This is a genomic window from uncultured Algibacter sp. (assembly GCF_947487605.1).
Taxonomy (GTDB): domain Bacteria; phylum Bacteroidota; class Bacteroidia; order Flavobacteriales; family Flavobacteriaceae; genus Algibacter_D.
Window position 1 is genome coordinate 1 of sequence record NZ_CANKXK010000001.1, and the last position, 16296, is coordinate 16296.

19 protein-coding genes are annotated in these 16296 nt (G+C 31.0%); 11 read left to right on the forward strand and 8 right to left on the reverse strand.

Translation table 11 applies throughout. From position 1 onward, the window contains the following. The first annotated feature begins 116 nt into the window (after positions 1–116). Positions 117–1193: a cell division protein ZipA C-terminal FtsZ-binding domain-containing protein gene (locus tag Q0739_RS00005; protein ID WP_298236641.1), complete on the forward strand. Its 1077-nt coding sequence runs from the start codon at positions 117–119 to the stop codon at positions 1191–1193. A gap of 387 nt (positions 1194–1580) precedes the next feature. Here Q0739_RS00005 and Q0739_RS00010 read toward each other — a convergent pair whose 3' ends face one another. Together Q0739_RS00010 and Q0739_RS00015 are read right to left on the reverse strand one after the other, a co-directional pair. Next, complete coding sequence (locus tag Q0739_RS00010; RefSeq protein ID WP_298236642.1) at positions 1581–2378, reverse strand: lysophospholipid acyltransferase family protein; 798 nt, start codon at positions 2376–2378, stop codon at positions 1581–1583. 51 nt (positions 2379–2429) lie between these two features. Beyond that, positions 2430–3071 carry a CoA pyrophosphatase gene (locus tag Q0739_RS00015; protein WP_298236643.1) on the reverse strand — a complete coding sequence of 214 codons (642 nt, stop codon included), beginning with the start codon at positions 3069–3071 and terminating at the stop codon, positions 2430–2432. A gap of 2 nt (positions 3072–3073) precedes the next feature. Between Q0739_RS00015 and Q0739_RS00020 the strand changes: the two genes are divergently transcribed. Next, positions 3074–3784 carry a peptidylprolyl isomerase gene (locus tag Q0739_RS00020; RefSeq protein ID WP_298236644.1) on the forward strand — a complete coding sequence of 237 codons (711 nt, stop codon included), beginning with the start codon at positions 3074–3076 and terminating at the stop codon, positions 3782–3784. On the opposite strand, the gene Q0739_RS00025 is transcribed toward Q0739_RS00020, so the two are convergent. Next, on the reverse strand, positions 3781–4395 hold the full coding sequence (locus Q0739_RS00025; protein ID WP_298236645.1) for a trimeric intracellular cation channel family protein: 615 nt from the start codon (positions 4393–4395) through the stop codon (positions 3781–3783). The genes Q0739_RS00020 and Q0739_RS00025 overlap by 4 nt on opposite strands. Before the next feature lie 186 nt (positions 4396–4581). Continuing rightward, positions 4582–5328 carry an RDD family protein gene (locus Q0739_RS00030; RefSeq protein ID WP_298236646.1) on the reverse strand — a complete coding sequence of 249 codons (747 nt, stop codon included), beginning with the start codon at positions 5326–5328 and terminating at the stop codon, positions 4582–4584. A 115-nt stretch (positions 5329–5443) separates the two neighbouring features. On the opposite strand from Q0739_RS00030, the gene Q0739_RS00035 reads away from it, so the two are divergent. From Q0739_RS00035 to Q0739_RS00065, 7 genes are all read left to right on the forward strand, one after another. Then, positions 5444–6421: a stage II sporulation protein M gene (locus tag Q0739_RS00035; protein ID WP_298236647.1), complete on the forward strand. Its 978-nt coding sequence runs from the start codon at positions 5444–5446 to the stop codon at positions 6419–6421. Then, entirely contained in the window at positions 6408–7349 is a 942-nt protein-coding gene (locus Q0739_RS00040) for a hypothetical protein (RefSeq protein ID WP_298236648.1), read from the forward strand. The genes Q0739_RS00035 and Q0739_RS00040 overlap by 14 nt, the downstream gene beginning before the upstream one ends. Next, a complete protein-coding gene (locus Q0739_RS00045; protein WP_298236649.1) occupies positions 7342–8106 on the forward strand; it encodes a DUF4129 domain-containing protein in 765 nt (254 codons plus the stop codon). The genes Q0739_RS00040 and Q0739_RS00045 overlap by 8 nt, the downstream gene beginning before the upstream one ends. Next, entirely contained in the window at positions 8103–9299 is a 1197-nt protein-coding gene (locus tag Q0739_RS00050; protein WP_298236650.1) for a DUF4350 domain-containing protein, read from the forward strand. The genes Q0739_RS00045 and Q0739_RS00050 overlap by 4 nt, the downstream gene beginning before the upstream one ends. A 2-nt stretch (positions 9300–9301) precedes the next feature. After that, positions 9302–10375 carry a MoxR family ATPase gene (locus Q0739_RS00055; RefSeq protein ID WP_298236651.1) on the forward strand — a complete coding sequence of 358 codons (1074 nt, stop codon included), beginning with the start codon at positions 9302–9304 and terminating at the stop codon, positions 10373–10375. Between the two features lie 24 nt (positions 10376–10399). Further along, positions 10400–10933 carry a hypothetical protein gene (locus Q0739_RS00060; RefSeq protein ID WP_298236652.1) on the forward strand — a complete coding sequence of 178 codons (534 nt, stop codon included), beginning with the start codon at positions 10400–10402 and terminating at the stop codon, positions 10931–10933. 64 nt (positions 10934–10997) lie between these two features. Next, entirely contained in the window at positions 10998–12269 is a 1272-nt protein-coding gene (locus Q0739_RS00065; RefSeq protein WP_298237062.1) for a DUF58 domain-containing protein, read from the forward strand. Positions 12270–12341: 72 nt separating this feature from the next. Here Q0739_RS00065 and Q0739_RS00070 read toward each other — a convergent pair whose 3' ends face one another. Next, positions 12342–12740 carry a VOC family protein gene (locus tag Q0739_RS00070; RefSeq protein ID WP_298236653.1) on the reverse strand — a complete coding sequence of 133 codons (399 nt, stop codon included), beginning with the start codon at positions 12738–12740 and terminating at the stop codon, positions 12342–12344. Positions 12741–12910: 170 nt separating this feature from the next. Here Q0739_RS00070 and Q0739_RS00075 point away from each other — a divergent pair, with 170 nt between their 5' ends. Continuing rightward, positions 12911–13849 carry a LysR substrate-binding domain-containing protein gene (locus Q0739_RS00075; protein ID WP_298236654.1) on the forward strand — a complete coding sequence of 313 codons (939 nt, stop codon included), beginning with the start codon at positions 12911–12913 and terminating at the stop codon, positions 13847–13849. 35 nt (positions 13850–13884) lie between these two features. On the opposite strand, the gene Q0739_RS00080 is transcribed toward Q0739_RS00075, so the two are convergent. The 3 genes from Q0739_RS00080 to Q0739_RS00090 all read right to left on the reverse strand — a co-directional run bounded on the left by Q0739_RS00080 (position 13885) and on the right by Q0739_RS00090 (position 15551). Beyond that, the gene (locus Q0739_RS00080; RefSeq protein WP_298236655.1) at positions 13885–14082 is read right to left on the reverse strand and encodes a hypothetical protein; all 198 of its coding nucleotides are present in this window, start codon (positions 14080–14082) and stop codon (positions 13885–13887) included. Between the two features lie 125 nt (positions 14083–14207). Continuing rightward, positions 14208–15008 carry a TIGR00266 family protein gene (locus Q0739_RS00085; protein WP_298236656.1) on the reverse strand — a complete coding sequence of 267 codons (801 nt, stop codon included), beginning with the start codon at positions 15006–15008 and terminating at the stop codon, positions 14208–14210. A gap of 87 nt (positions 15009–15095) precedes the next feature. Further along, positions 15096–15551, reverse strand: a complete 456-nt coding sequence (locus tag Q0739_RS00090) for a DUF4442 domain-containing protein (protein WP_298236657.1) — start codon at positions 15549–15551, stop codon at positions 15096–15098. Between the two features lie 156 nt (positions 15552–15707). Here Q0739_RS00090 and Q0739_RS00095 point away from each other — a divergent pair, with 156 nt between their 5' ends. Further along, on the forward strand, positions 15708–16154 hold the full coding sequence (locus Q0739_RS00095; protein WP_298236658.1) for a DUF4870 domain-containing protein: 447 nt from the start codon (positions 15708–15710) through the stop codon (positions 16152–16154). The last annotated feature ends 142 nt before the right edge of the window (positions 16155–16296 follow it).

Genomic DNA, 16296 nt, shown 5'->3' on the forward strand with positions numbered 1-16296 from the left:
GTCCTGTTTTGCTACATCTGATTTTCCTGCAGAAAATCCTCACGCACAAAACCGCACTAATCTTATACATAAACGTTGTGTGCAATACCGAGAAACCCTCGAACCAAATGAATAAAATGACATATATAATAATTGGAATTATAATAATCGGGTTTCTTTTTTTCTTTGTAAAAGGAAAAAAATCTAAATCTGACCAAGATGATTTCTTTATCTCTACAGCTTCTCAAAGTTCTGATAGAATTGAGCAACTTGGTCTTAATGAATCATCCGAAGATGTATCTCACATATTGGACGAAAGTCAACTTCAAATTCCTGAAATTAAAGCCAAGGAAGAGAACGTTGAATATAAACCAGATTCAAATAGAGAATGGATTATTGATTTAGTAATTCCAAATGGAACAATAGTCAAACAAGAAAAATTATATGAGTTATTTGATTTAGAATGGCGAACTAATTTTTCTTCAACAATATTCGGACATTCGCCAGAAGACAATAAATGGACTTATGCTCTTGCAGGTGGAACACCTGAAACTTATGACCAAATTCAAGTCGCAATTAACCTTCTCGATGTTTTCAATGAAGAAATTCCAAATTATAACACAAAAAAATTAGAACGGTATATAATTGAATTAGAAAAGAGATTAAAGAATCACTCATTGGAATATGAGATTGAGGAAACAGAAACCAAAGAATCAGCAATCGAAAAAAGTAAACAATTAGTAAAATTTAATGAACTATTTGATAAAGATATATTGATAGGACTTCAAAGCGATAATCAATATAACGGAAAAGAAGTTTGGGACGTTTTACAAAGTTTAGGTCTAAAATGGGGAGACGGAGATTTATTTCATTGGAATAACAGCTCTGATTACGCATCTGACCAACATTTTAGTGTATGGACTTCAACCGAACCTGGTTATTTTCTTCCAGAACAAGTAACAAAAGGCAAAATGAATCCAACTAATTTAGTCTTCGGGTTTTCAATTCCAAGAAGTGCTGACCCTATGAATGTCTATAGAGTTTTAGTAAATTCTATAAAATATTGTCAGACAAGATTAGGAGGTCAAATTATTAATAGAAATGGAGAGCCTTTTAATGAACAATTGGAATTAATACAACTATCTGAATTAATAAAAAATATGACTGATAACGGAATAATTCCGGGTTCTGACAACTCATTAATGTTATACTAAAGAAAACAAGTACTGCACACAACAAAGTATAAAATTAATGCTTGGGTCTTTGCTTAATCCAGCGATTAGTCCTGTTTTGCTACATCTGATTTTCCTGTGGAAAATCAAGAGTGACCAAAACCGCTCTCGCTGAACGTGTAAATGGAATACTGAAAGATGAATTTTATCTCGATCAGACCCTTGATAATGTGGAAGAAGCAAAAAGGGCAACTAAAAATGTAATCAAATATCTTTAGATTATAAAATACCTAATAACGTTCATAAAAATGCAGCTTAATTTTAATCAATAAACTGTAGACGTATTTTAGGACGTGACATTTAGACTAATTATAACAACTAGAATAATTTTTTTCATGTTTTTTATTCTTAAGATTTTTGGGTATTAGTTTACCATTCGCGTTTTTTGTTCAACTCTTCCAAGTCTTCGAGTTCTTTTTGAGGAATCACTTTTAAAAACGATGGATGTTGCTCGATAGCATATTCAATTCTTTTTACAATCTCCTCTGTAGTTTCGTTGTCGTAATCAATCTCTAACGGCTCTTTAATTTCAAAGGTTTGTAATATATTCTTCTTTTTAATGCGCAATCCTTTTTTATCAAACGAACGTCGAAATCCATCTATAACAATAGGTACAACTACTGGCTTATAGCGTTTAATAATATGTGCTGTACCTTTTCTAATTGGTTTAAACGGCGTGGTTGTACCTTGCGGAAATGTAATTACCCAACCATCATCCAGTGCTTTTCCTATACTAGAAATATCACTCATTTTTACTTGTCTTTTTACATCTTGTCCTTCAGATCTCCATGTACGCTCAATACTAACAGAACCTACATAAGCTAGTATTTTAGGCAACAAACCCGCTTTCATGGTTTCTTTAGCCGCTACATAATAAATATTCAATTTTGGGTTCCATAGATACCCAACATTTTTAATTGAATCTACACGACCACTTAAACTTGCATTAAACACATGAAACATAGACACAACATCTGCGAAGTACGTTTGGTGATTAGAGATAAATAAGACGTTTTTATCGGGTAAGGTTTTAATGATTTCGGACCCTTCTATTTGTAATTCATTAAAACCTCGAAAGCGTCTATGTGTCATAGCACCCAAAATACGAATGAGCCACTTTTTTACAATTAGTATATGTCCGAATGGATTTTTCTTTAACAATCCCATAAATCACGCGTCAAATTGGTTAGTTGATGCAAATGTAATAAAACTATCAATTTAGATACCCTCTTTTAACAGGTCTTTAATCTCACTAAGCATCATAGCAGTTGCACCCCAAACAGTGTATCCGTTTAATTTAAATGCTGGCACCTCAACATCAACACAATACGATGTACTTACCGTCTTAGTTATAATTGACGTATCATCTAAAAAATGCTGTAAAGGCACTTCAATTATCGATTCTACCTCATCTTCTTGCAATATAAATTGGGGGGTCTTTTTTGCAATTCCAAGAAATGGTTGTACATAAAAATTACTTGGTGGTATATAAACTTGAGATAATTTCAAGATTATATCTATTTGGTTTTGAGTAACACCAACTTCTTCAAAAGTTTCTCTAATTGCCGCAGCTTGTATAGAGGCATCTTGCGTTTCTAATTTTCCTCCTGGAAATCCAACTTGTGCAGAATGAACACCTTCGTAAGTCTTTCTTAAAATTAAAACAAAATGTGTTTCGTCTTGACTATCTGGATAGAACAATGCAACTACGCCAGCTCTTTTAGCTTGTTTAATTACTTCTTTTTGCTTTCTTAAAAGTGCTTGACGGAATGGAGGAACCATTTTAAAATGAGAAGTTTCGCCATTAAGCGGTATATTTTTTACTTTTGATACCGATTTTAAAAATTTATCAAAATTCATTTATGCGCCTACTATTACTTTTAAGTGTTTTCTTTTTATTTCTGAATTGTGAAGATAAACATTCTAAGCAAAAAACTAAGCCGGAAACTAGTGACCCAAAAACTGAAGTAATTAAAAAAGACAATAGTGTTTCTGAAACTTCTGAACCTAAAAGAGCGTTTCCAAAACTAAATTCAAAAAATGCCATGGAATTCTTTTTGCACTACGAAAAAGAGAATAAAGAAAACAAAGTGCGTATTACTACAGATTTTGGAGTTATTGACATATTATTATTTAATGAAACAAAATTTCATCGTGCTAATTTTATCTTTCTAACAAAACAAAATTATTTTAATGATACACAGTTTTACCGTGTTATAAATAATTTTATCGTTCAAGCCGGAAATAGTGATGACAAAAAAACTGCTAGAAAACGTGCTAAAATAGGTAGATATTTACTTCCTACAGATACAAAACGAGGGTTCAAACATGATAGAGGTGTTATCTCGATGCCAAGTGACGAAATAGACAATCCGCATAAACTAGCATCACCATTTGAGTTTTTTATCGTGCAACAAAAAGGAGGCGCGCATTTTCTAGATGGGGACTACACCATTTTCGGGAAAGTTATTAGAGGTATGGATGTAGTAGATAAAATTGCAGCGGTTGAAACAGATGATGGAGATTGGCCAGACAAAAATATATTTATCAAGAAAGTTGAGATAATAAATTAACTTATTTTGCTATTACCATAAATAGTTGGCAAAGCAATTTTAAATTTTACTGCTAATAACCTAACAATAATAACTACAAGTCCCGCAATTACAAACACCCAATTATCTTGAATTGGTAACAGGCGAAGTAAAAAATAAGTCATACCACCTATAATACAAGCTGTCGCATAAATTTCTTTTCTAAAGATAACTGGGATTTCATTGCACAAAATATCACGAATCACACCACCAAAACTTGCGGTCATAGTACCTAAAGCAATACAAATAATGGGATGTAAATCGGCATTCAAACCTTTATCTATTCCAACTACCGTATAGAGTCCAATGCCAATAGTATCGAATAAAAACAATGACGTTCGCAAATAGTTTATTTTACTTCTAAAAATCATAGCTAAAATTGCTGAAGCCATAATAACATAAGAAAATATCATGTCCTTCATCCAGCTAACAGGCGTATCTCCAATAAGTAAATCGCGTAATGTTCCGCCGCCAACTGCTGTTACAAATGCAATTATAAGAATGCCGAATAAATCCATCTTTTTATTTATGGCTACTAAAACGCCAGAAATTGCAAAGGCGATGGTTCCTAAAATATCGATTACGTAGAACATATTATTCTGTTTATGAAATCCTGAGTAAAACTCTGGATAAGTGATTTTTTCTCTTAAAAAAAAGATCCTTCAACTACACTCAAGGTAAGCAAGTTTTTAAATCTTTTTCTCTTTCAAAAAAATTCCGCTTTTCAGCGGAATGAATGATTCGCACAATTTTTATAAAAATAAAAATTGGCTCTCTACTCACATACTTTGAGTGTAGTAATTATAATCTTTTAAAATGACATCAATAAATTCTATATCTGTTTTTTGCTTTATTTCTTTTATATCTACTACTTCAACCAATTTCTTTCTTAGCTTTATTAAAGTTTGATAATCTTTTGAAGCTTTTGCAGTTGTAAAAGTGTCTTTTATAATGCGTGCATCATTATCAGAAAGCTTAATAACATTAGGGTAAGTAGGCCTATAATCGTTGTGTAAATTTTCTAAAATAGTATGGCTAATATTAACATTGTTCTTTAAAGTAATTACAGATGTTCCTGCCGTCATGTCTCCTAACCTCTGATTTTTTGAACTAGTTATAATTGCAATTAATGCCACAACACCAGACATCATGTTTAGATCTATTATTCTAAAAAACCAACGAATCATAAAATCGGCAAAAGAAGCTTGATAACCATCAATTTTAACCACTTTAATTTTCATAATTCGCTTACCAGGCGTCTGCCCATCTAAAAGCGTTTCAAAAATTAAGGTATAAACAATAACAGGCAAATAAAACATTACATAAACAGCTATTCGCGACCAATTATCCATCCCCTCAATAAGTTCATTTATTTTGAATAAGTTAAATATTAATTGATAAACAACAATAACATATGCTATCTTGATTATCCAATCAATGCCATAAGCAAGCATGCGCTCTCCCACGCTTGCTGCATTAAAATTTATATTAACATTTTGAGTCGTTCTTATTTGTAACTCTACCATTAATTATTTTAAAATTCTACCGACAAATCTAGTATAAATTATTGTAAGAGCTAAACCACATTTCATCATTAAATATTAATTATGAATAAAAAAAATTATGTAGTTTTGAATCTGCATGAGAGAAGTTGCTTTTATTAAACAAAACAAGGAAAAATGGCTGAATTTTGAAGAAGCTATTTTTGGAAAAACATTAAAAAACCCAGATGAATTAGCCTCTCTTTATATTCATTTAGTTAACGATCTTTCTTATGCACAAACCTACTACCCCAAAAGTAAAACAATTCTATACTTAAACAACTTAGCCGCTAAAGCTTTTCAAAAAATTTATAAAACCAAACGAGAGGATACTAATAGATTTGTTCATTTTTGGAAAATTGAAGTACCTCTAATTGTTTACCAATACAGGCGCTATGTATTGTATGCCTTTATTATATTTTCAACTTTTGTAAGTATCGGTGCTTTATCGGCTGCTTATGATGATACCTTTGTTCGTATTATTCTAGGCGACCACTACGTAAATATGACGCTTGAAAATATAGAAAAAGGAGACCCCGTTGCTGTTTATAAAAGTGGTAGTAATTGGGGGAGTTTTATTGGTATTACACTTAATAATTTATACGTTGGTATAAAATCTTTTATCTATGGTGTTTTTGGAGGTTTAGGTACTGGACTGGTTATGCTTTATAATGGTATTATGCTTGGCTCGTTTCAATACTTTTTTCATAGAGAAGGTGTACTTTGGGAAAGTGTTCGTGGTATATGGATACATGGTGCCATGGAAATATTTGCCATTGTTATTGAAGGTGCTGCTGGTTTAATGCTTGGAGCTAGTATTTTGTTCCCTAAAACGTATTCAAGAATGACATCTTTTAAAATGGGTATGAAAGATGGTGTCAAAATTTTAATAAGCACCTTCCCCTTTACAATAGCAGCTGGATTTTTAGAAGGCTTTGTAACCAGATACTCTAATACGATGCCTAATTGGGTGTCGGTTGGTATTATAATAACAACACTAAGTATTATTTCATTTTACTACTTAATATACCCTTTTATATTAAACAGAAAACTTAAAAAAGCGCATGCAATTATATAAGACAAGAGGTTTTAGCGAATTTTTTCAAGATACCTTCGCATTTCTAAAACAAGATGGAAAACATTTTTTTAAACACTATTTTATTATAAATGGTGCATTCTTATTAATATTAGTTGTTCTTGGATATTTCTTTACAAAATTTTACACCGACTTTATTTTTGGTGGTCTGTTAGAAGGTAAAAGCACAACACTAGTAGATGAATATATTAATGAAAATTTAGGACTTTTTATTATAATGGCTTTGGTGTTTTTTATAGTGGCTCTATTTGCTGGCATGGTTTCTTACGCCTATCCTGCTATATACTTAAAATTATATTCGAATAACAATGGTAGTTACTTCAATACCTCTCATATTATAAATACATATAAGGCTAATTTAGGTAAACTAATAATATATATAGTAATTAGTATTCTTATCGCTATACCACTTTTTATTGGTTTTATTATTGGCGCATTTGTACTGGCTATTACTATTATAGGCATTTTAGCAATCCCATTACTTATAGGTGCTTTTATGCTCTTCTATAGTATGACGCTTATGGAGTATATCGAAAATAAAAAAGGAATTTGGGATAGTTTTGGTTATTCTTGGCAATTATTAAAATCTAAATTCTGGGCAGCAGTTGGTTGTGTAGGCTTATTTTATTTAATAAGCTACATAGTTCAAAATATTATAGGTTTAATTCCCTACTTATTTGGAATGGCTAGCTTGTTTACGACTATTGATTCTGGCGGACCAAGTCAAGAAGAATTAGGATCTACAATGACTGCTATCATGCTATTAGTTTTCTTTTTAACCTTTATTGTTAGTGCCGTTTTAGGTAGTATTGTTCAACTTAATCAGGGTATTATTTTTTATAGCCTAAAAGAAGACAACGAAAATATTAACACTAAAAGCATAATAGATCAAATAGGGTCTGGTGAATAAAACTATTAGCCTACATATCATCATTTTCCTTTTTAGCTATTTATGCTTTGCCAGTTCTTCTGAATTTATAGCACTAGATGAAAGTATTGTTATAACTGTACAAGATAGCTTACAGGTAGACACAACATCCATCTCTCCACGGCATTTTGAAAACCTAAATGATATTTATACAGGTGAAGATTATATATACGAACGCTCTGTAGAAAGTTCTGGATGGTGGACACGTTTTAAACAATGGCTAAGCGATTTATTTAGAGATTTATTTAGCATTAAAAACAAAGGGCAGGCTTCAGACATAACAGATATAGCTATAAAAATAGCAGGAGTAATTATTTTTCTGCTCGTAATCTATTTTATTTTTAAAGCAGTTATGAATGATGAAGGTTCTTGGGTCTTCGGAAAATCTTCAGATAAAAATATCATTCCCGTTACAGATGTCGAAAACAACATTCACGCAACCAATTTTAAATCCCTTATTATAGCTGCTGAAAAAGAAAAAGAATACCGTTTAGCAGTAAGGTATTACTATTTATGGCTTTTAAAATCGTTAACTCAATCTGAAATTATTGAATACGATGTTGAGAAGACCAATAGTGATTATCACAACGAAATTTCTTCAGAAAATATAAAAAATGAATTTGCATACACTTCCTACTTATACAACTATATCTGGTACGGCGAGTTTGATGTAAATGAGGAACAATTCAGCAAAGCAAAACAGGCTTTTATTAATTTTTTAAATTCTATAAAAGCATGAGTAAAACCGTAAAAATATACGTTGGTATTCTTGTTGTACTTTTTATAGGAATTTTGGCAATCGAATTTTCTAAACCAAAACCTATAAACTGGAGAAAAACCTACAATGAAACTCATAAAATTCCATACGGGACTTATATTTTACGTAGTGAATTAAATAAATTATTTCCTGATACCAAAATTAATAATATTAGAGCCACACCATACGAATATTTTGATGAACTCTATAGTTGGGATGATAGCACATATACAACCTCTGGAACCTATATACTAATCAATGGTTTTTCCGATTTAGATGATGTTTCAACACAAGAATTACTAGACTTTGCATCCCATGGCAATGATGTTTTTTTATCATCAAACTATCCACCTCAAAAAATATTAGACTCCTTATTTATTGACGTTAATTACGATTATAATTTTAAAGGAAAAGCTCAGTTTAGCTTCGCAAACCCTGTGTTTAAGAAGGATTCTATTACTATTGAAAAAGGAATAAGTAATTATTATTTTTCAAAATTAGATTCTACAGCTTCTACGGTATTAGGGTATCAAAAATTTGATTCTATAAATCACATAAACTATGTAAAAATTACTCATGGATTAGGGAATTTTTATTTACACCTACAGCCTATTGCATTCACTAATTATCATTTATTAAAGGATAATCACAAAAATTACGCTGCTGCTGCATTATCGTATATTAAAGAAGATACAATTCATTTCGATTATAGAAATAAAACTGGTGCCAATTTAGGACATTCTCCTTTACGTTTTATACTTGGCGAACCAGCTTTAAGATGGGCGTGGTATTTAGCCTTAATAAGTTTACTGTGTTTTATGATTTTCAATGCTAAACGGAAACAACGTATTATTAAAGTTATTAAACCGCTAGAAAACACCACAGTCGCCTTTACCAAAACTATTGGTAATTTATATTACGAAACCAAAGATCATAATACTATAATTGACAAAAAAATTACTTACTTTTTGGAATATTTAAGACGTGTATTTTACTTAGACACTCAAATTTTAGATGATAAATTCATTAAGAACTTGAGTTTAAAATCTGGTAAGAAGCAACCCGAAATTAAAAAATTAATATCCATAATTAGACAATTAAAAGCAAAACGCGAATGTCATGAAGGTGATTTGCTAAGATTAAATAGAGCTATTGAAGATTTTTATACCAAATAAATATGGAGGATTTAAACAAAGACCAAGAAACCAATTTAGAACAGAATAAAGCACAACAAGATTTTGAAGAAACTTTAGCTGGTAATATCGCGCCAACAGAAGAAAATTTAGATTTTAAGAATCGAATAGATTTAAGCGAATTATTGGAGGGCATTAACCTTATTAAAAATGAAATAGGCAAAGTTATTGTTGGCCAAAAAGCAATGATTGATATGCTTATCGCTTCTATTCTCGCAAATGGACATTCCCTAATTGAAGGTGTACCTGGTGTAGCAAAAACTATTTCAGCTAAACTGCTTGCAAAGTCTTTAGATATTGGTTTTAGTAGAATTCAATTTACACCAGATTTAATGCCGAGTGATATTTTAGGGACTTCGGTGTTCGACATGAAATCTTCGGAATTTGAATTTAAAAAAGGCCCAATATTCTCTAACATGATTTTAATTGATGAAATAAATCGAGCACCTGCAAAAACACAAGCTGCTCTGTTTGAAGTTATGGAAGAGCGCCAAATTACTATTGATGGCCATAAATATGCAATGAATTTACCATTTATTGTTTTAGCAACACAAAACCCAGTAGAACAAGAAGGTACCTATAGATTACCAGAAGCACAATTAGATAGATTTCTTTTTAAAATAGATATAGACTATCCAAATGTTGATGAAGAGATTGAAATTATTAACAGAGAACAAGCTTTGCAAGGTAGAGTAAAAACCGATAAAATTACGGCACACCTTAGCAAAGTTCAAATTGAAAAATTTCAAGCATTGGTAAATCAAATTATTATTGAATCGCATCTAGTAAAATATATCGCCGATATTATAGTAAACACTCGAAGTAATCCATTTTTATATTTAGGAGCATCACCTAGAGCATCTATAGCTATATTAAAGGCAAGTAAAGCATTTGCAGCCATGAATGGTCGTGACTTTGTAACCCCAGAAGATATAAAGCAAGCCGCAATTCCTGTATTACAGCATCGCGTAATTGTAACACCAGAACGCGAAATGGAAGGAGTTACAACCAAACAAATTATTAAACAAATTATTGAAGCTGTTGAAATACCTAGATAAAAATAATATTATCATTAAAACAATATGAAAAAAGAAAATTTAAAAAACTCCGATCACTGTAGGCTTTGTGATAATATGCATTTCGATTTTAACAAAGGAGTTTTCTGTGGTTTAAATATGCAGCGCCCCGAATTTAACAATAAGTGTATAAAAATAGATTTAAATAAAATATTCAAAGAAAAAATTGAAGCTATAAATATAGAATATCAATCAGTGCTAAAAACAAAAACAGACACTTTTGGTCATGTAATTATTTACGCAATTGTGACAATATTAGTCATTGTTTTAAACTACGTTATAACTCAATATATATTTAATCTAGGTTATGTATCTACAATTTCAATTATACTATTTGTTCTTGCATTAATCCCTTTAGGAAAAGTAGCAGGATTAATTAATACTTATAGAACCAAACTATCTATAGCTAAGAAGAAAAAAGAAACACTAGATGAAATAACTAATCTTTATCGCTATTCATACGATATTAATATCGAACATTTCATTGATAGTCTGGGCAATATTGAACATAAAGTAGATTTACTAGTAACAAGAAATTAAATACGTGAAACGCCTTAAACCATTCTACATACAAAATCGCTTTTTTTACATCTGCATAGGTTTGATGCTTATGTTTGTTATTGGTTTCGTTTTCCCAGGATGGTTTAACATTGCTAAGCTGTTGTTATTAATTCTCTTGGCACTTACCGTTTTAGACACCTTAATTCTTTTCTATACTAATAAAGGTATTAATGGTATAAGAACACTTCCTGAAAAACTTTCAAATGGTGACCAAAATCCCGTTGCTATAACAATTGAGAATTTCTACACATTCCCTGTTTATACTTTAATTATTGATGAAATCCCAGAACAATTTCAAGTTAGAAATTTTCAAATAGAAAGAAAACTAGATCCGTCTAGCATCACAGAACTAGAATACAAGTTAAGACCAACAGAACGCGGCGAATATCATTTTGGAAAACTTAATATTTATGTCTCCTCTGTTTTCGGACTAATTTCCAGACGTTTTAGTTTCGATGACGCTGTAATGATACCTACCTACCCAAGTTTTATTCAATTACGTAAATATGATTTATTAGCTATAAGTAATAATTTACATCAATACGGTATTAAAAAAGTGCGCCGTTTGGGACATACCATGGAGTTTGAGCAGATAAAGGATTATGTTTTAGGAGACGATTTACGAACTATTAATTGGAAAGCAACGGCTAAGAAAAATCAGTTAATGGTTAATCAATTTCAAGATGAAAAATCACAACCAGTTTACTCTGTTATAGATAAAGGACGTGTTATGAGAATGCCTTTTGATGGTTTATCTCTTTTAGACTATGCTATTAATGCATCACTTGTTATTTCTAATGTTGCCTTAAAAAAACAAGACAAAGCTGGGATTTTTTCATTTTCTAAAAAAGTAGAGAACCGTGTGGTAGCAGAGCGTAGAACTTCACAAATGAATTTAATTCTTGAAAGTCTATATAATATTAATACCGATTTTTTTGAAAGTGATTTTGGTCGTCTATATGCAGACATTAAAAGAAACATTACGCAGCGTAGCTTAATCTTGCTTTACACTAATTTTGAAACTTTAGATGGTTTGCATAGGCAAATGCCATACCTAAAAGGTATTGCAAAAAGTCATTTACTAGTGGTAATATTCTTTAAAAATACGGAACTTAATAATTTAATTACAGAAAAAGCAGAAACAATTCAACAAGCATATGATAAGGTTATTGCAGAAAAGTTTGCTTTTGAAAAACGCCTAATAGTAAACGAATTAAAAAAATATGGTATCTATTCCATATTAACAACTCCTGAAGATCTAACTATTGATACCATAAATAAATATTTAGAAATTAAAGCTCGAGGATTGTTATAAAATTCAATTCAAATTTTATAACGTTTTGTCAATCTTACATTTCTAAAATCCTCTCAAATAGCTAACAGTACTTCAAAATTGCTCTTCATAAAAAAAGAGAACTAACCCGTTTGGCTCAATAATAGAGAAACTTCTATGTCCCCATGCTTGGTTTACTATTTCTTGTTTAAATGGAATACCTTTTAATTTATATTTTGCATATAACTCGTCTATGTTCCAAACTTGAGTACACATAAAAACACCTTGTGGTATTCTATAATCCAAGCCAGGGTTTCTATTTTCCTCAATGCTAGGACGCTGTAATATTTCAATTAGTCCTTCACCAATTTCGAACAGAGCTCCTTTATCATTATCATCTCTATCCCAAGAATGCCCTAAATTAAACTCTAACATGCTCTTGTAAAAATTATGTGTTTCCTCAAACTTATTAGTAAAATAAGTAAATCGAAATTTCCCTTTATTTTCTTTCATAATATATTCTTTTATCTATACTTGTAACATCCCAATATTTTCTTTTAAATATATGTAAATGTTATTCTTTGGTATAGTTTTTATTTATCATGAATTTAATTTTTAATTAACATTGTTTATCATAGCTCTAATTGATAGATTTTATATTTTTATAGCCTAAATTTATTACTATGACAATCACCCAATTATATTATGTTTTAGCAGTCGCAGAAAATCAAAATTTCACAAAGGCTGCCGAAAAGTGTTTTGTGACTCAACCTACATTGAGTATGCAAATTCAAAAGCTTGAAGATCAGCTAGATATTCAGATATTCGATAGAAGCAAAAAACCAATTGAATTGACCGACGTAGGACGAAAAATTGTGAATCAAGCAAGAAATATTGTTAACGAATCTTACAGAATACAAGATATTGTAGATCAGCAAAAAGGGTTTATTGGTGGCGAATTTAAGCTAGGTATTATACCTACGGTTATGCCTACACTACTTCCTATGTTTTTAAAGACATTTATAAAAAAACATCCAAAAGTTAAATTAAAAATCGAAGAACTATCAACCGAAGAAATTATTGCTAGAATTAAAGACGGTCATTTAGATGCGGCAATTGCTGCTACACCATTAGAAGAAGACGTTATTAAAGAGCGAGTGCTTTACTTCGAACCATTTGTAAGCTATATTCCTAATGGCCATCGATTACATACCAATAATAAAATTGATGTTAATGATTTAGACATTAATGACATGTTACTTCTTGAAGATGGTCATTGTTTTAGAGATGGCGTTATTAATTTATGTAAAGTTTTTAAAAATAATCCAGATGATAAGTTTCAATTAGAAAGTGGTAGTATAGAAACACTTGTAAAACTATCAAACGAAGGTTTAGGTATGACACTTCTACCCTATTTGCACACTTTAGATATTAACGACAAAGAGAAGGAAAATTTACACTTCTTTAATGAACCTACACCTGCAAGAGAGGTAAGTATTATCTACCATAAAAGTGAATTAAAAATGCAAATAATAGAAGCCCTCCAAGATGTTATATCTGGAATAATTAGAGGTGCCATTGCTTTTCAAAATGTAAAAATTATAAGTCCATTACCCAAATAATGGGTAAAAAAAGAGCGACCCGCGGGTCGCTCTATCTATGGTTTTAAATAAATTAAACATTGATTTAATTCAGGGTTTTGCTGTACAAGTGATTGAATAAACAATTTTAGTTCTTCAATTTCATAAGGTAATAAACGAGTTAAAGCCTTTTGTACTTCTTTGCAAAACAACGATACGTCAAAACTAACTTTATTAAGCACTGTTTTGGTATACTCTAGCATTGCTCTTGCCATAATTAATATTTAGGAGTTTGGTTTGAAAAAGTAATGATATACTATAGGCTGTGAATTTAAAGATTTAACTCCTAAATTTAATAAAAAATTGCTTGTTATTTAAAAATTTACCAAACTTTAACAATTTAAAATCTATTATCACCATCCAATAAATCTCCTAAGCCTCCCAGAATACTACCTTCTCCTTTATCCTTTCCGCCTCTTCTTGGAGCAGACGCTAAAACTCTACCAGCCAATCGACTAAATGGTAATGATTGAATATAAACGGTTCCTGGCCCTTGTAGTTTAGCAAAAAATAAGCCTTCGCCTCCAAACACTGTATTTTTTATACCACCTACAAACTCGATATCGTAATCTACGGTTTGATCGAAACCTACAATACAGCCTGTATCCACTCTAAGCGTTTCCCCAGTGGCTAGTTCTTTTTTAGCCATAGTACCTCCAGCATGAACAAAAGCCATTCCATCACCTTCTAATTTTTGCATTATAAAACCTTCGCCTCCAAAAAGACCTCGACCTAATTTTTTAGAAAATTCTATACCTACACTTACTCCCTTGGCTGCACACAGAAAAGCATCTTTCTGGCAAATAAATTTACCCCCAAACTCTGTTAAATCTATAGGGATTATTTTTCCAGGATATGGTGATGCGAATGATACATTTCGCTTACCTACTAAATTATTATAAAAAGCAGTCATAAATAAGCTCTCTCCTGTTAAGATACGTTTTCCTGCTCCAAGTATTTTTCCAAGAAAGCCACTATCTTTTTGAGATCCATCACCAAATATGGTTTCCATTTTTATGCCATCGTCCATCATCATAAAACTTCCTGCTTCTGCTACCACGCCTTCTTGTGGGTCGAGTTCAATTTCTACGTATTGCATTTCTTCGCCGTAGATTCTATAGTCAATTTCGTGTGCTGTCATTTTTTTATATTTTTCTTATGCTAAATTTATTTCAGTAAATTGATTCGTTTATATGTTGATTTATTTTGAGTTTTGTTACAAAAATTTTCAGCTTTTAACCTTAACACTCCATTCAAAATTAAATGTAGAAACTTCAATTCCATCCTCGTTTACACCAACAGATTTCATCCAAATTGTTACCCCTTCACCTGTTTCAATAGCTTTTTTTAAAGCAGCATCTATTAAATGTCCGTCTTCGCATGTAAAAGTGATTTTTCCTGTTGCCTTTTTTGTAAACATGCTATTATTAGAGGATACAAGCATAGAAATTCTTTCGTTACATTCCTTAATCTTAGCCATTACTATAGCTCCAGTAGATAACTCTGCTGCCATCCCTTGCACTACCCAATACATGGATTTAAAGGGGTTTTGATTTATCCATCTATGTTTAACTGTAACTGTACATTTCTTAGAATCTAAATATTTTGCCCTAACCCCACAAAGATATGCTGAAGGCAGTTTAAATATGTTGAAAGTATTTATTTTACTGGGAGTCATCACCATAATTCATATATTTTATTCGAATGTATTGAAAAAAATCCAATCTAGATAATGTTAAATTTATGTTAATTTTTAGTACTATGCGTAACAAAGTACTTGCTTTTAGACATATATTTGCATAAGCAACTATTATATGTTTTAATCAATCAAAAAAAAATCATGTTAGATAATCATCAAAAAAACATCGCTACATTTATTCACCTTTCTACATTTAGTAGGTTTATTATTCCTTTTGGAAATTTTATCGGTCCTATTATATTATGGGTAGCTAATAAAGAAAAATCAGAATTTATAGACAGTCATGGAAAGCAGGCCATCAATTTTCAAATGAGTATTTTTCTATATGCTGTAATTATAGGCACCCTTACTATTCCATTTTTTATTTTTAAAATATTTAATGGAATTGACTTTTTAGATTTTAATAGCTTTCATGATTTCCATATTAATATAGGCAAGCCTTCTCCACTACTTTATATTGGTGGCGGATTAGGTGCATTAGCCGTCATTGGCTTTATTATTGAATTAGCTTTAATAGTAGTTGCGAGTTTAAAAGCAAGAGACGGGCAGCTTTACAAGTACCCCTTAACAATCAATTTTTTAAAATAAATTTTGCCCTGAGCGCAGTCGAAAGGTCATCAAAATAATCATCAATCACATCAATCAAAAAATGAACAGTTTCACCATATTAAAACGCTTTAGAATATGAAATGATCCACTAAAACCTTTAAATTATTAATCAAAGTTTAAT

Coding starts and splice junctions, on each gene's coding strand:
- Q0739_RS00095 (WP_298236658.1), top strand. CDS start 15,708: ATGTTAGATAATCATCAAAAAAACATCGCTACATTTATTCACCTTTCT.
- Q0739_RS00055 (WP_298236651.1), top strand. CDS start 9,302: ATGGAGGATTTAAACAAAGACCAAGAAACCAATTTAGAACAGAATAAA.
- Q0739_RS00040 (WP_298236648.1), top strand. CDS start 6,408: ATGCAATTATATAAGACAAGAGGTTTTAGCGAATTTTTTCAAGATACC.
- Q0739_RS00010 (WP_298236642.1), bottom strand. CDS start 2,378: ATGGGATTGTTAAAGAAAAATCCATTCGGACATATACTAATTGTAAAA.
- Q0739_RS00070 (WP_298236653.1), bottom strand. CDS start 12,740: ATGAAAGAAAATAAAGGGAAATTTCGATTTACTTATTTTACTAATAAG.
- Q0739_RS00020 (WP_298236644.1), top strand. CDS start 3,074: ATGCGCCTACTATTACTTTTAAGTGTTTTCTTTTTATTTCTGAATTGT.
- Q0739_RS00030 (WP_298236646.1), bottom strand. CDS start 5,328: ATGGTAGAGTTACAAATAAGAACGACTCAAAATGTTAATATAAATTTT.
- Q0739_RS00075 (WP_298236654.1), top strand. CDS start 12,911: ATGACAATCACCCAATTATATTATGTTTTAGCAGTCGCAGAAAATCAA.
- Q0739_RS00065 (WP_298237062.1), top strand. CDS start 10,998: ATGCTTATGTTTGTTATTGGTTTCGTTTTCCCAGGATGGTTTAACATT.
- Q0739_RS00025 (WP_298236645.1), bottom strand. CDS start 4,395: ATGTTCTACGTAATCGATATTTTAGGAACCATCGCCTTTGCAATTTCT.
- Q0739_RS00060 (WP_298236652.1), top strand. CDS start 10,400: ATGAAAAAAGAAAATTTAAAAAACTCCGATCACTGTAGGCTTTGTGAT.
- Q0739_RS00005 (WP_298236641.1), top strand. CDS start 117: ATGACATATATAATAATTGGAATTATAATAATCGGGTTTCTTTTTTTC.
- Q0739_RS00035 (WP_298236647.1), top strand. CDS start 5,444: ATGAGAGAAGTTGCTTTTATTAAACAAAACAAGGAAAAATGGCTGAAT.
- Q0739_RS00050 (WP_298236650.1), top strand. CDS start 8,103: ATGAGTAAAACCGTAAAAATATACGTTGGTATTCTTGTTGTACTTTTT.
- Q0739_RS00015 (WP_298236643.1), bottom strand. CDS start 3,071: ATGAATTTTGATAAATTTTTAAAATCGGTATCAAAAGTAAAAAATATA.
- Q0739_RS00090 (WP_298236657.1), bottom strand. CDS start 15,551: ATGGTGATGACTCCCAGTAAAATAAATACTTTCAACATATTTAAACTG.
- Q0739_RS00080 (WP_298236655.1), bottom strand. CDS start 14,082: ATGGCAAGAGCAATGCTAGAGTATACCAAAACAGTGCTTAATAAAGTT.
- Q0739_RS00085 (WP_298236656.1), bottom strand. CDS start 15,008: ATGACAGCACACGAAATTGACTATAGAATCTACGGCGAAGAAATGCAA.